11 protein-coding genes are annotated in these 14,129 nt (G+C 76.8%); 3 read left to right on the top strand and 8 right to left on the bottom strand.

The features are described 5' to 3' along the window. Window positions 1–16: 16 nt before the first annotated feature. The 3 genes from mfd to AAG589_RS12950 all read right to left on the bottom strand — a co-directional run bounded on the left by mfd (window position 17) and on the right by AAG589_RS12950 (window position 5,887). Entirely contained in the window at window positions 17–3,631 is a 3,615-nt protein-coding gene (mfd, locus tag AAG589_RS12960) for a transcription-repair coupling factor (protein WP_430567658.1), read from the bottom strand. 364 nt (window positions 3,632–3,995) lie between these two features. Continuing rightward, window positions 3,996–5,138: a DUF4190 domain-containing protein gene (locus AAG589_RS12955; RefSeq protein ID WP_430567657.1), complete on the bottom strand. Its 1,143-nt coding sequence runs from the start codon at window positions 5,136–5,138 to the stop codon at window positions 3,996–3,998. Between the two features lie 161 nt (window positions 5,139–5,299). Next, window positions 5,300–5,887 (bottom strand): DUF4190 domain-containing protein, encoded by a 588-nt coding sequence (locus AAG589_RS12950; RefSeq protein ID WP_430567656.1) that lies wholly within the window; start codon window positions 5,885–5,887, stop codon window positions 5,300–5,302. A 192-nt stretch (window positions 5,888–6,079) separates the two neighbouring features. On the opposite strand from AAG589_RS12950, the gene AAG589_RS12945 reads away from it, so the two are divergent. Both AAG589_RS12945 and lhgO read left to right on the top strand, forming a co-directional pair. Beyond that, window positions 6,080–6,784, top strand: coding sequence for a phosphatase PAP2 family protein (locus AAG589_RS12945; RefSeq protein WP_430567655.1), 705 nt, complete (start codon window positions 6,080–6,082; stop codon window positions 6,782–6,784). Beyond that, on the top strand, window positions 6,753–8,057 hold the full coding sequence (lhgO, locus tag AAG589_RS12940; RefSeq protein ID WP_430568026.1) for an L-2-hydroxyglutarate oxidase: 1,305 nt from the start codon (window positions 6,753–6,755) through the stop codon (window positions 8,055–8,057). The genes AAG589_RS12945 and lhgO overlap by 32 nt, the downstream gene beginning before the upstream one ends. Here the strand turns inward: lhgO and AAG589_RS12935 are convergent. Then, on the bottom strand, window positions 8,047–9,225 hold the full coding sequence (locus AAG589_RS12935) for a nucleotidyltransferase family protein (protein ID WP_430567654.1): 1,179 nt from the start codon (window positions 9,223–9,225) through the stop codon (window positions 8,047–8,049). The two genes, lhgO and AAG589_RS12935, sit on opposite strands and share 11 nt — an antisense overlap. A gap of 146 nt (window positions 9,226–9,371) precedes the next feature. On the opposite strand from AAG589_RS12935, the gene AAG589_RS12930 reads away from it, so the two are divergent. Beyond that, window positions 9,372–11,216 carry an ABC transporter ATP-binding protein gene (locus tag AAG589_RS12930; RefSeq protein WP_430567653.1) on the top strand — a complete coding sequence of 615 codons (1,845 nt, stop codon included), beginning with the start codon at window positions 9,372–9,374 and terminating at the stop codon, window positions 11,214–11,216. Here AAG589_RS12930 and AAG589_RS12925 read toward each other — a convergent pair. From AAG589_RS12925 to AAG589_RS12910, 4 genes are all read right to left on the bottom strand, one after another. After that, window positions 11,195–12,217, bottom strand: a complete 1,023-nt coding sequence (locus tag AAG589_RS12925) for a hypothetical protein (protein ID WP_430567652.1) — start codon at window positions 12,215–12,217, stop codon at window positions 11,195–11,197. The two genes, AAG589_RS12930 and AAG589_RS12925, sit on opposite strands and share 22 nt — an antisense overlap. Further along, a complete protein-coding gene (locus AAG589_RS12920; protein ID WP_430567651.1) occupies window positions 12,214–12,672 on the bottom strand; it encodes a lasso peptide biosynthesis B2 protein in 459 nt (152 codons plus the stop codon). The genes AAG589_RS12925 and AAG589_RS12920 overlap by 4 nt, the downstream gene beginning before the upstream one ends. After that, window positions 12,669–13,904, bottom strand: coding sequence for an asparagine synthase-related protein (locus AAG589_RS12915; protein ID WP_430567650.1), 1,236 nt, complete (start codon window positions 13,902–13,904; stop codon window positions 12,669–12,671). The genes AAG589_RS12920 and AAG589_RS12915 overlap by 4 nt, the downstream gene beginning before the upstream one ends. A gap of 91 nt (window positions 13,905–13,995) precedes the next feature. Next, window positions 13,996–14,124, bottom strand: coding sequence for a lasso RiPP family leader peptide-containing protein (locus tag AAG589_RS12910; protein WP_416344706.1), 129 nt, complete (start codon window positions 14,122–14,124; stop codon window positions 13,996–13,998). Window positions 14,125–14,129 lie beyond the last annotated feature (5 nt).

The following is a 14,129-nucleotide window of genomic DNA, read 5'->3' as shown; positions in this document are numbered from 1 at the left end:
GTCGGCGCCGTGGCGGTCAGCGACCGCCGGTACCGACGCTCGCCGCGGCGGAGACCTCCCCGAGCACGACCGCGTCGATGAGCTGGCGCGCCCAGGCGAGCACCTCGGCGCCCCGCAGCGGGCGGCCGCCGATGCGCGCCGTCGTCGGGAAGGGCACGAGGAACGCCCGGATGGCGGGCTTGAGGATCGTGCCCGGGTACAGCCGCTTGAGCCGCAACTGCGCCGACTCCGCCAGGTCCACGGGCGCGAACCGGACGAACTTGCCCTGTGCCGTGACGTCGGTGAGGCCGGCGCGGCGGGCGTGGTTGCGGAAGTCCGCGACGTCGAACAGCGCGGACGCGACGTCGGGCAGCGTGCCGTAGCGGTCCACCAGCTCGGCACGCACCTCCGCGAGCTCGGTCGCGTCCTGGGCGGCGGCGATCTTCTTGTACGCCTCGAGGCGCAGCCGCTCGGTGGCGATGTACGACTCCGGCAGGTGCGCGTCGACGGGCAGCTCGATGGTGACCTCGGGCTGCTCCTCCTCGCGCTCGCCGCGGAACGTCGCCACGGCCTCGCCCACCATGCGCACGTACAGGTCGAAGCCGACGCCCGCGATGTGGCCGGACTGCTCGCCGCCGAGCAGGTTGCCCGCGCCGCGGATCTCGAGGTCCTTCATCGCGATCTGCATGCCGGCGCCGAGGTCGGTGTGCGCGGCCATCGTCGCGAGGCGGTCGTGCGCGGTGTCGGTGAGCGGCCGCTCCGGCGGGTACAGGAAGTACGCGTACGCGCGCTCCCGGCCGCGGCCGACGCGGCCGCGCAGCTGGTGCAGCTGCGACAGGCCCAGCACGTCCGCGCGCTCCAGGATCAGGGTGTTGGCGTTGGAGATGTCCAGGCCGGTCTCGATGATCGTGGTGCAGACCAGCACGTCCAGCTCCTTCTCCCAGAAGGCGCGGATCACCTGGTCCAGCTGGTGCTCGCTCATCTTGCCGTGGGCCACGCCGATGCGGGCCTCGGGGACGAGCTCCGCGAGGCGCGACGCCGTCTTCTGGATCGTCTCCACCTTGTTGTGCACGTAGAAGACCTGGCCCTCGCGCAGCAGCTCGCGCCGCAGGGCCGCGGCGATCTGCTTCTCCTCGTACGCGCCGACGTACGTGAGCACGGGGTGGCGCTCCTCAGGCGGGGTGGCGAGGGTGGACATCTCGCGGATGCCGGTGACGGCCATCTCGAGCGTGCGCGGGATCGGCGTCGCGGACATGGCCAGCACGTCCACGTTGGTGCGCAGCTGCTTGAGCGTCTCCTTGTGCTCGACGCCGAACCGCTGCTCCTCGTCCACGATCACCAGGCCGAGGTCCTTGAACCGCACCGACCCGGTGAGCAGGCGGTGCGTGCCGATGACGATGTCGACGGTGCCCTTCGCGAGTCCCTCGACCGTCTCGGCCGACTCCTTCTCCGACTGGAACCGGGACAGGGCGCGGACCGTCACGGGGAAGCCCGCGTACCGCTCGGAGAACGTGTCGAAGTGCTGCTGCACCAGCAGCGTCGTCGGGACCAGGACGGCCACCTGCTTGCCGTCCTGCACCGCCTTGAACGCGGCACGGATGGCGATCTCCGTCTTGCCGTAGCCGACGTCGCCGCACACCAGGCGGTCCATCGGCACGGCCTTCTCCATGTCGGCCTTGACCTCGTCGATCGTCACGAGCTGGTCGGGCGTCTCGACGTACGCGAACGCGTCCTCCAGCTCGCGCTGCCACGGGGTGTCCGGGCCGAACGCGTGCCCCTGCGTCGCCATGCGCGCCGAGTACAGGCGGATCAGCTCGCCCGCGATCTCCTTGACGTGCTTGCGGGCGCGCGCCTTCGTGTTCTTCCAGTCCGCGCCGCCCATCTTCGACAGCGACGGCGCCTCGCCGCCCGTGTACTTCGTGACCTGGTCGAGCTGATCCATCGGCACGAACAGCCGGTCGCCCGGCTGGCCGCGCTTCGACGACGCGTACTCGATCACCAGGTACTCGCGCGTCGCGGCGTTCGCGCCCGCGCCGAGCGTGCGCTGCACCATCTCGACGAACCGGCCCACGCCGTGCTGCTCGTGCACCACGTAGTCGCCGCCGCGCAGCTGCAGCGGGTCGACGACGTTGCGCCGGCGGCTCGGCATCTTGCGCATGTCGCGGGTCGTGGAGCCCTGGCGGCCCGTGAGGTCGGACTCGCTGAACACCGCGAGCCTCAGGTCCGGGGCGACGAAGCCCTTGCCCACCAGCGCGGGGGCGACCAGCACCACGCCGCCCTCGGGCTCCTCCCCCAGCTCGGCGACGAGGCGGGCCGCGGTGTCCGCGGCGCCCAGCTGCTCGACCATGCGCTTGGCGGGGCCGTGCCCCTCGGTGGTGAGCACCAGCCGCCAGCCGGCCTTCTGCAGCGTCTGCACGTCGTCCAACGCGCGCTGCACGTCGCCGCGGTACGACTCGACGTCGCGCGCGCCCACGGTGAACGTCGTGACGCCGTCCGCCTCGGACGTCGGCGCGATCGCCGCCTCGTCGTCGCCCTCCGCCGGGGCGTCGAGGGCGAAGGAGGACAGCGTCCACCAGCCCAGGCCGCGGCGGGCGGCGACGTCGCGCACCTCGGCGAACGTCTCGAACGACGCCGCGGACAGGTCGATCGGGGCCGCGCCGCCGGCGACGGCGCCCGTCCAGGCCGCGGCGAGGAACTCCTCGGTCGTGGCGACCAGGTCGTGCGCGCGGCGGCGCACGCGCTCGGGCTCGTCGATGACGAGCAGCGCGTCGTCGGGCACGAGCTCCAGCACCGGCACCATACGGTCCACGAGGACGGGGGCGAGCGACTCCATGCCCTCGACGGCGACGCCCGCGGCGAGCCTGTCGAGCATCTCGATCGCGCCCAGGAGCCGCTCGACCAGGCCCGCGGCGCGCTGCCGCACCGCGTCGGTGAGCAGGATCTCGCGGCACGGCGGCGCCCACAGCCCGTGCTCGGCGATCTCCAGCGAACGCTGGTCGGCGACGGCGAACCAGCGGATCTCCGTGACCTCGTCGCCCCAGAACTCGATGCGCAGCGGGTGGTCCTCGGTGGGCGGGAAGACGTCGAGGATGCCGCCGCGGACGGCGAACTCGCCGCGGCGCTCCACCATGTCCACGCGCGTGTACGCGGCGGCGACCAGGCGGTCGGCCACGTCGGTGAGGTCCGCCGTCGTGCCGGTGTGCAGCTCGACCGGCACCAGCTCGCCCAGGCCGTCGACCACCGGCTGCAGCAGCGCGCGGGCCGGCATGACGAGCAGCCGGACCGGGCCCGTCTGGCCCGGCTCGGGATCCGGGTGCGCGAGCCGGCGGAACACCGCGAGCCGCTTCGCCACCGTGTCGGCGCGCGGCGACAGCCGCTCGTGGGGCAGCGTCTCCCACGCGGGCAGCACGGCGACGTCGTCGGCCCGGTCGTCGGGCAGGTACGCGCGCACGGACGCGGCGAGCTCGTCGGCCTCGCGGCCCGTCGCGGTCACGACGACGAGCGGGCGCCGCTGGGCCGCGGCCGCCAGCAGCGGGGCGCGCACGCCGACGGGCCCGACGACGTCGGCGAACCCGCGGGCCGGGACGTGCTCGAGCGCGGCGGCGGCGCCGGGGTCGGCGAGGAGGGCGGGGACGATGCCGGTGAGGTTCATGCGGGTCCTTCGGGCGGGTCTGCGGCGCGGTGCGATCGGGTCGGGACGCGGGTGCGGGCACGACGACAGGCCCAGCTCTCCCCGGGACGCACCGGGCTCCGTGGGCCGCGACGTCGTGCTGACGTCGTGCTGCGTCGTGACCGGGAGCCGTGCGACCGGCGGAGTGCCGGGCGTGCCGCACCAGACTACGCCGACCCTCCGACGTCGCCCCGCGAGGTAGTCCCACCCCTGCCGAGGTAGTTCAAGACTCCGCGAGGTAGTTCACGACTCCGCGAGGTAGTTCAAGGTCTGAACTACCTCGGCACGGTCTGGACTACCTCGCGGAGATTCGAACTACCTCGCGGAGATGTGGACTACCTCGGCGTCAGCCGGCGGCGGGGATCCGGTCGCGCAGGTCCTCGGGGAGCTGGTCGCGGATGCCGTCCGGGAGGCGGTCCAGGAGGTCCTCGCAGGAGACCGGGTCGCCCGCCTGGCACTGGCCGCCGAGCTCCTGGAGCTGGTCGGCGTCGCCCAGCGTGCCGGCGAGGTCCTGCAGGTCGCCGAAGGAGAGGTCGCCCGTGAGGCCGCCGAGCAGCAGGTCCGGCACGGACAGGTCGGTCTGGGTGAGCTGCTCCGCCTCGTCCAGGGCCTGCTGGATGTCGTCGCCGTAGGAGTTCCAGAGCCACAGCCCGGCGATGACGACGATGGCCGTGAAGACGACCTGGATCGACCCGAACGCGATGCCGGTCTTGGCCATGCCGCGTCCGCCCGACCGGCGCCGGCGCGTCCGGTCCAGGCCGATGCCGCCCAGGATGATCGCGAGCACGCCCAGCAGCGGCACGACGAACCCGAGGATGCCGGTGATCAGCGCCGCCACCGCCGTCGGCTCCGTGCCGCGACGCGCGGGCTCCGGCGCGGCCCGGCCCGGGCCCGCCGGGCCGCCGTGCGCGGGGGCCGCCGCGGGCGCGGTTCCCCACGGCGACGGCGCCGGCTGGGGCGCCGGCCGAGGTGTCGGCTGCGGCGCGGGCCGCGGCGCCGACGTCGCCGCCGGAGCCCCGGAGCGGGCGGCCGGGGCGTGCGGGGCGGGCGTCGCGGCCGGCGCCGACAGCGACGCGACCGGCCGCGAGGACGTGCGCCGCGGCGGGGCGGCGTTCGGCAGCACCGCCGTGCCGTCGTCGTACGCGCCGCCCGCCTGCGCCGACGGCAGCACCTGGGTGCCGTCGGCGTACCCGCCCAGCGCCTGCGTCGGCGGCAGCGCCGCCGTGCCGTCGACGTACCCGCCGAACTCCTGCGCGGACGGCAGCACCGTCGTGCTCTCCTCGTAGCCCGCGCCGGCCTGCGGCGACAGCACGGCCGTGCCGTCGTCGTACCCGCCGCGCCCCTGCGCGGCCGGCAGCACCGTCGTGCTCTCCCCGCCGCGCGGCGGGACCGCCTGGGTCGGGGGCAGCACGGTGGTGCCGTCCTCCCGCGGCGGGATCGCCTGGGTGGGCGGCGCGTCGTGGGGGTCGTACCCGCGCGGGTGGCTCATGGTCCTCCTGGTCGTGGTCGGCCTCGGCGTCTCGGACGGTCCGGCGCTCCGTCCGAGCCGCGATGCTACCCACCTGCCGCGACGCGACGACCCTCCTCACCGGCGTCTTCGCCGGACCCCCACACGACCGGCAGCGGGCGACCGCACCCGGGGTGCGCGGGTCAGCGCGCGAGGAGCAGCGCCGCCGAGGAGTCGAACGTGGTCTCGAAGTCGCTCGGGTCGAGCTGCGACACCAGCGCCACGGCGAAGATGAAGAACACGACCCACGCCACGACGCCGACCGCGCCCAGGACGATGCCGGCGATCGCCATGCCCTTGCCCTGCTGGCCCGTGCGGTTGATCCGTGACAGGCCGATGATCCCGAGCACGATCGGCACGACGGCCAGGCCGAGGATCCCCGTGACCAGCGCGGCGATCGACCAGCCGTCGGTGCCCGCCGACGGGGCGTAGGGCTGCGCGTACTGCGGGGCGTACTGGCCCTGCGGGTACGGCTGGGGGTAGGGCTGCTGAGGGTAGGGCTGCTCGGGGTACGGCTGCTGCGGGTACCCCGGCGGCTGCTGCGCCTGCTGCCCCGGGTCGCCGGGCTGCGGGGCGCCGGGCGGGTACCCGGGCTCCTGGTAGGGGCCCGGGGGCGGCGGCTCCGGCGCGCCCGGCGGCGTCTCCGGCGTGCTCGGTCCCGGCACGTCGGGGCGCGGGACGTCGGGACGCGGCTCGTCCGGGTTCGGCTGCGTGCCGTCGTCGTGACTCATGGCCGTTCCTCCTCGTCGGCAGGCGCGACGGCCGGGCCGGCCGCTCCGCCCCTTCCACTATGCCGGAGGACGCCGCGCCGGGCGGGCCACGGCGCGTCCCGCGGGCCCCCCGGGCGCGGCTCCGCAGGATTTCACCCCGCGAGGACGCCGGTGTGCCGCGCCGGCGCGGCCCCGCGGAGTCACGATCGGACGATGAGGATCGACCGGTGGTGGGACGCCGTGCGCCGGTACGACGCGGGGACGCTCATGGTGACGTCCGTGGTGCTCGCCCTCGCCCTGCTGGCCGACTACGCGCTCGCCGTGCGCACGGCCTCGGGCCAGCGGCTGGACGTCGCGGCGTCCGGCGACGCGAGCCTGCTGCGCGACCTCGTCGGCGCCCCGGCAGCCCTGCTGCGGGACGCCGCTCCCCCGCTGCTCGCCGTCGTCGTCGCCGTCCTCGGCGGGCTCGCGGTGCTGCGCGGGCGGTGGCGGCCAGCCCTCGCCGCCGCGCTCGCCGCCGCGGGCGCCGCGGCGCTCGCCACCGTGCTGCGCGACGTCGTCCTGGACCGCCCGATGCTCGGCGGGCACGGGGACGTGCAGAACACCCTGCCCAGCGGGCACGTCGCGGTGGTCACCGCGCTCCTCGCCGCGCTGCTGCTCCTGTGGCCGGCGGCCCGGGCCGTGCCGCCGCGGTGGGCGGTGCTGGCCGCGTGCGGGTGCGCCGTGGTGGTCGGGGTCGCCGCCGTCGTCGCCGACGCGCACCGGCCGAGCGACGTCGTCGCGGGCCTCCTGGTCGGGCTCCTCGCCTCGACGCTGGCGTGCTGGCTCGTGCGACCGAGCCTCGCGGCGCCGCGCGTTCTCACCCGGCCGTTCACCCCCGGCCCCCCTGCCCGCCAGGGTCGTCCTGCGGCATCCTGAGGACGGCGCACCGGGCCGGCCGACCCGCACCCGCGCCCGCGAGCTTCGGGAGGCAACCGTGCGCGTCATCGTGGTCGGAGGCGGCATCATCGGGCTCGCCACGGCGGCACGCCTCGCGCGCCGCGGGGACGACGTCACCGTGCTGGAGAAGGAGCACGAGCTCGCCCGCCACCAGACGGGTCGCAACTCCGGCGTCATCCACTCCGGCCTCTACTACGCGCCCGGCAGCCTCAAGGCCCGGCTCGGCACCGCGGGGGCCGCGTCCATGACGCGGTTCGCCGCCGAGCACGGCGTGCCCGTCGCCACCACCGGCAAGCTCGTCGTGGCCACCGACGCCGGCGAGCGCGACCGGCTGCGCACGCTCGCCGAGCGCGGCGCCGCCAACGGGGTGCCCGTGCGCGAGCTCGGCCCCGTCGAGGCGCGCGAGCACGAGCCGGAGATCGCCTGCGTGGCCGCGCTCCGCGTGGAGACCACCGGGGTCGTCGACTACCGCGGCGTGTGCGCGGTCCTCGCCCGGCAGGTGCGCGACGCCGGCGGGACGGTGCTGCTCGGCCGCACGCTGCGCGCCGCGCGCGTCGTCGGGACGGAGGTCCGGGTCTCGACGCGCTCGTTCAGCGAGGGGGACCACCAGCTCGCCGCCGACGCCCTGGTCGTGTGCGGCGGGCTGCACGCCGACCGGCTGGCGCTGGCGTGCGGCGTCGACCCCGGCGCGCGGATCGTGCCGTTCCGGGGCGAGTACTTCGACCTCGCGCCCCGCGCCGCCGACCGCGTGCGCGGCCTGGTCTACCCCGTGCCCGACCCGCGGTTCCCCTTCCTCGGCGTGCACCTGACGCGCGGCGTGCACGGCGAGGTGCACGCCGGGCCCAACGCCGTCCTGGCCCTCGCCCGCGAGGGCTACCGGCGGCGCGACGTCGCCTGGCGCGACGTCGTCGACGCCGCGTCGTGGCCCGGCCTGTGGCGGCTGGCCGGCCGCAACCTGGTCCCCGGGGCGGAGGAGGTGGTGCGCTCGCTCTCCCGCACCCTGTTCGCCGCGTCCGTGTCGCGGCTGCTGCCCGGCACCACCGCCGACGACCTGCACCCCGCCCCCGCCGGCGTGCGCGCGCAGGCCCTGCACCGCGACGGGTCGCTCGTCGACGACTTCCTGATCCGCACCGCGCCGCGCCAGGTGCACGTCATCAACGCGCCGTCGCCCGCCGCCACCGCGTCGCTGGAGATCGCGCGGCACGTCGAGGCGGAGCTGGACGCCGCGATGGGGTCCGCCGTCACGCGCTGACGCTGCGCCGCAGGTACTCGCTCTTGGCGGCGGCGTCCGGCACGTCGCGGCGCAGCTCCTTCTGCGCGGCCTCGGGCGTCCGCCGGACCCGGCGCTCCACGGCCCGCGTCCGCACGACGTTCGCGACCAGGACGCCCGCCGTGGTCGCGAGCCGCGGCCGCGCCGCCGCGTAGAGGGCCCCGCCCTGGTGCGGGTCGCCGGGCAGGCCCGGGAAGGGCACCCGCGCCTCGCGCGCCTCGGCCGCGCGACCGAGCAGGCCGGCGCTGCGCAGCAGGGGCGACAGCCGCGCGACGGTGTCCGCGGGCAGCCCCAGCACCCGCGCGACGCGGGCGATCACCATGGCGACCGGCCGCCCGACGCGGCACGCGGACGCGCGCACGACGAGCTCCTCGAGGCCGCCCGGGACGTCGTGCAGCGCGGCGAGCGCGAACCGGACGTCCGCGAGCCAGACGAGCCGGTTGGCGCCGGCCTGGGCCGCGTGGAACGCGAGCAGGAGCACCGTGTCGACGGGGTCCGGGCCCCACAGGGCGCGCCCGCCCCCGACGTCCACCCGCTGCCGGCGCGCGATCATGCCGTCCATGTCGGTGCGGAACCTCCGCCGCAGGGCGGGAGGCACCGCGTAGTCCCAGTGCAGGTCGACGGCGGTGCCCTGCGGGGCGCGGACCGCGTACTCCGCGCACATCTCGGCGAGCATCAGCGGCCAGTTGCGGTCCACGGCCACGCAGCCCGCCCCCTCGAGCGCCGCGACGGCGTCGGCGAAGCACGCCCGCGGGACGTACAGGTCGAGGTCGTAGTACTGCCGCAGGTCCGGCGCCGGCCACAGGAGCGCCGCGGCGACCGGCCCCTTGGCGACCAGCCACGGCACGCCGGCGGCGTCCAGCACGCCGCCCAGGTCCGCCGCCTCGGCGACGACGCCGAGGTGCCGCACGGCCTGCTCCTGCCGGGCCCGGCGCAGCGCGGGGCGCCAGGCGTCCGGGGTGGCCTCGACGCCGCCGAGCAGCCGCGCCAGCGCCGGGAGCACCCGGTGGTCGTGCGCGGCCCGCGCCACGAAGTCGACGTCGACGGCCCCGACCAGTCGGGCGGTCGCGTCCCCGTCCGGGCGCGTCGCGGGGGCGACCGCCTCCACGAGGAGCCGTGCCGCGGGGCGCAGCCGCTCGGGTCGTCCCATGCCGCCGATGCTAGGCAGCGGGGCGGGACCGGGCCGAGCCGGCCGCCGGGTGAAACCGTGCCGCGGAGGCGAGATCACCCTGCCCTGCGGCACCGGCCCGGTGGCACGATGAACGCGGTGACGGAGGCCGGCGTCAGGAGGACCGGGTGGCCGAAGATTTCGTCGACCCGCTCGACCTGCGCGTCGAGGCACGAGCCGCGCGCCGGTCGCCCCGCCGGCTCCTCGCGCTGTGCCGCCGCTCGACCCGCCTCGTCCGCGAGGCGGCCCCGCGCTCGTTCACCGCCTCGGTCGTGCTCCAGGTGGCGGCGGCCCTGCTCCTGGCCGGCCAGGTCTGGTCGGTCAAGCTGCTGCTCGACGCGATCCTCGCCGCCTCCGACGGCGGGGCGTCGGTGCCGTCCCTGGTCTGGCCCGTGGCGCTGCTCGCCGCGCTCACGGCGCTCACCGCGCTGACCGGCTCCGTGCAGTCGTACCTCTCGCGGTACCTCGGCGAGCGGGTCGCCCGGTCGATGTGGCGACGTGTGCTCGGGGCCGCGACCGCGGTCCCGCTGCGCAGCTTCGAGTCCTCCGCGTTCTACGACCGGCTCCGCCGCGTCCAGACGAACGCGCTCAGCCGCCCGTACCAGGTGACGCGCGGCATCCTCACCACCCTCGGGGCGGCGGTGTCCGCGGTGGCGGTCGGCGCGACCCTCGTCGGGATCGCCCCCGTCCTGCTCCCGCTGCTCCTGCTCGGCGGGGTCCCGCTGCTGCTCACGAGCCGGCGGGAGAGCCACCTCGAGTTCGAGTTCGACGTCGCGCAGACGCCGAACCAGCGCCTGCGCGCCTACCTGACCCACGTGCTGACCGACCGGGACGCCGCCAAGGAGATCCGGGCGTTCGAGCTCGGGGAGCCGCTGGGCCGGCGCATGGACGACGCGTACGGGACGTTCCTGCACGACCTGGGCCGGCACCTGCGCCGCCGCACGCTGCTGTCGTCGGCCGGCACGCTCGGCACCGCCCTCGTGCTCGCCGCCACCCTCGGCGCGCTGGTGGTCCTCATCTCGCGGGGCGAGCTCGGCGTGGCCGACGCCGGCGCGGCCGTGGTCGCGGTGCGGATGCTCCAGGGCCAGATCCAGGGCATGTTCGGCGGGGTCCAGGCCGTCTTCGAGTCCGGCCTGTTCCTGGACGACGTCGAGACGTTCCTGGCCACGGGGGCCGCGGCGGGCGTGGAGGCCCAGGGCTTCCCGGCGCCGGAGCGCTTCGACCGGCTCGACGTGGACGACGTCTCCTTCACCTACCCCGGCGCGACGACGCCCGCCCTCGACGGCGTCTCCCTGGCGATGGCCGCCGGCGAGGTCGTCGCGATCGTCGGGGAGAACGGGTCGGGCAAGACCACGCTCGCCAAGGTGCTCGCCGGCCTGTACGAGCCGGACGAGGGCGTCGTGCGGTGGGACGGCGTCGACCAGGCGGGCATGGACCGGCGCAGCCTGCGCTCGCGGGTCGCCGTGATCTTCCAGGACTTCGTGCGGTACGCGCTCCCCGCGTCGGAGAACATCTCGGCGGGCAGCGCTCACGACGACGCCCGCGTGCGGGCGGCGGCGCGCGCTACCGGCGCCGACCGCGCCCTGGAGGGGCTGCCCCAGGGTTACGCGACCGTCCTGTCGCGCCTCTTCCGCGGCGGGCGCGAGCTCTCCGGCGGCCAGTGGCAGCGGGTCGCGCTGGCCCGCGCCTACTACCGCGACGCGCCGCTGGTGATCCTCGACGAGCCGACGTCGGCGCTCGACCCCCGCGCCGAGCACGACCTGTTCGCCTCGCTGCGCGACGTGCTGGCCGGCCGGACGGCGGTGTTCATCTCGCACCGCTTCTCGACCGTGCGCTCCGCGGACCGCATCGTCGTGATGGACGCCGGCCGCGTGGTCGAGTCGGGCGACCACGACACCCTGATGGCGCTCGGCGGGCTGTACGCCGAGCTGTTCACGATCCAGGCCGCGGCCTACTCCGAGCCGACGGCCTGAGCGCCCGCCGGCACCAGCCGCTCGGCGCCGGGGAGGTCGCCCGTCAGGACCGTCCGGACCAGGTCCTCGACGACGTCGTGCCGGAACGGCGGCCCCCAGGGGACGCGCGCGAGCAGCACCGGAACCCGCGCGGTGAGCGCGACGAGGTCCGCGAAGTGCCGGACCGTGACGGCGTGGTCCTGCCACTCGGACAGCCGCGGGACGCGCATCAGGGTGATCGCGGCCTCCCGCGGGGTCAGCCGCTGCACCCGCAGCGCGTCGTGCGACCGGTCGGGGAACGGGATGACGAGGGCCGCGAGCGGCGCCGGGGACCTGCCCGTCGCGGGCCCGGCGGCGAGGTGCAGGGCGCGCCGGGCGTCCCCGCTGGTGCGCACCGGCGCACCGTTCTCCGCGAGCTCGTCGGCGAGGGCCGCGGCGCCCGGGCGCAGCCGCACCTCGGCGGCGCCGCGCCGCGGGACGACGCCGTCCCCGTGCCGGTCCAGCACGAGGACGTCGTCGGTCACGAGGGCGCCCCCGGCGCGGCACAGCAGGGTCGCCATCGTCGACTTGCCCATCCCGGACCGGCCGACGAACCCGATGCCCGCCGCCCGGTCGCCACGGACGAGGTCGACCGCGCTGCCGTGCAGCACCAGGTCGCCCCGCCAGGTGAGGACGAACGCGAGGAACGCCCCCGCGAGGAGCACGACGGCCACGCCCTCGTCGCCGCCGGGCGCGGGCCGCCACACGGCGTGCCGCCCGTCGGTCGCGAGCTCGACGTCGGCCACCGCGTCGAACCGCAGGACCACGCGGCCGTCCGCGAGCTCCACGGCCCGGTACCAGCAGCGCCCGTCGCGGACGTGCTCGAGCACCGTGCGTCCGGCGAGCGGGCCCTGCTCCCGGGCCCCGGGCGCACGCCGCAGGACCAGGTCGGCGGGCCGGGCGTCGTCGTCGACGGCACGGTCGAGGTGCAGGTCGACGTCGCTGTCCACGAGCAGCCCGTAGACGTCGTAGCGGTGGGTCATGCGGTCACGGCTCCTTCGCCGAGGGACAGGGGCAGGAAGTCCACGGAGCCGTCGGGGTCGAGGTTGACCCCGTCGACCACGAGCCAGGCGTGCGCCGAGACGACGCCGTCGCGCTTGGCGACGCCGACGACGAGGCGCGGGCCGCGGCGGCGCAGCGCCTGCCCGGCGCACAGGGCGCGGCGCAGGCAGGTCGAGCCGAACGGGGACCGTCGCAGCACGCGGCCCACGGCGCGCAGCCGGCGCGCCTCCGCCGCGGTGAGGGCGAGGGGCCCGGCGACGGCGGACGCCGCCTCGTCGCGGCTCGCCAGGGGCGCCCCCATGACCCGCGCCATGGTGGGCAGGCCGGTGGTGCGCAGCAGGGCCTCGGCCGCCAGCACGCGACCGACGGCGCCCAGCGCCACGGGGACCCGGCCGAGCCGGCGCGCGACGCCCCGGGCACCCGCCCCGCGGCTCATCGCGTCCCCTCCCCGGGACGCGCCCGTGCCAGCCAGGCCTGGTGCAGCAGCGGTCCCGTGGACCCGGCGGGGCGGTCGCCGAGCCAGTGCCGGCGCAGGGCCACCACGTCGACGAGGCGGTCGTCGACGCCGCTCCCGTCCCAGCCCGCGGCGAAGTCGCGCTCGTCGGCGCCGAAGCGGCTGCCGTTGAACGACGCCTTCGAGCGGCGGGCCAGCACCGGGTCGGGCAGCAGGTCGGAGAACAGGAACCGCATGGTGTCGGTGCGGCCGCGGAACCCCCAGGCCCCGCCGTCCCGGGCCAGGGCGCGTACGAAGCGCGGGTCCTGGAGCGGGTGGTGCCAGCGCACGCCGCGGCCGTCGGCGAGCGCCTGCAGGTTCCGGGCCAGCACGCCCGGCACCCGCCACCTCGTCATCGCCGCGGTGGCCCGGTCGTAGCGCCACGGCGTGCGCGCCCGGGCGGCGACGTCGCGCCGCAGGGCGGCCCGCGCCGGTCCGCGCAGCCACGCCGGCGCGCCGATCCAGGGGTTGCGGGCGGTCAGGGGGCCGAGCGGGAGCGCGGCGCCGCCCACGGTGCCCGCCAGCTCGCGCAGGTGCCGCACGCCGTGCGGACGGCCGTCCGCGCGCGCGACGGCCCAGGGCGTCACCCGACGGACGCCCAGCACCTCGTCGCCGCCCTCCCCGGTGAGCAGCCGGGCGCCCGGGGGGACGGCGTCCACGAGCGCGTCGGCGTGCGCCGCGGCCGGCCACACGAGCCCGTGGCGGGCGAGCGACGCGCGCGCCGCGCCGCCCAGCAGCCGTTCCTGGTCCGTCACCGTCACGGTGACGAGGCGGTCGGTCAGGCCGAGGTGCTCGAGGACCGCGCGCTGCCAGCCGGACTCGTCCGCGTGCGGGAGGCCCGGGTAGACGAGGGCGGTGGGCACGGGCAGGGGCAGGCCCTCCCGGCGTGCCACGTGCGCCGCGACGGCCAGCACCGCCGACGAGTCGCGCCCGCCGGAGAACGAGACGACGACGGGCCCCGCGCGCAGCGCCCGCGCCGTCAGCTCCTCGAGGACGGCGCGCGCGCCGCCCGCCGGCGCGCCCGGCGCGGGCGGCCCGCCGGGGACGGCGGGGGCGCCCCCGAGACCCAGCGGCATGCCGACGGCGACCTCCGTCGGGGTGAGGCGCTCGACGGTCGCGGCGCGCCCCGTGGGCGCGCGGTCGGCTCCCGCGCCGCGGTCGGCCGTGGTGGTCACCGGAGCCCGCCCTTCTCGTTCCGTCCCCTGCCCGCCGGGCGACGAGGGGGTGCCGCGGCGCGACTCTGCGCCCCGGCACCCCCTCGCGCCGTCAGGACGTCTCGTCCGGCTTGTCGCCCCAGGTGAAGAACAGGAACCGGTCGTCGTTGCCGTCCAGTCCCTGCGCCAGCGTGAGGTCGCGGACGCTGCCGGCCTCGGTGATGCGTGGTGCCTCGTACATGGAGG

The sequence above is a fragment of the Isoptericola sp. F-RaC21 genome (genome assembly GCF_038593535.1).
Taxonomy (GTDB): domain Bacteria; phylum Actinomycetota; class Actinomycetes; order Actinomycetales; family Cellulomonadaceae; genus Isoptericola.
Note: the sequence above shows the minus strand (reverse complement) of the source record. Positions and strands in the feature narration are given on the sequence as shown.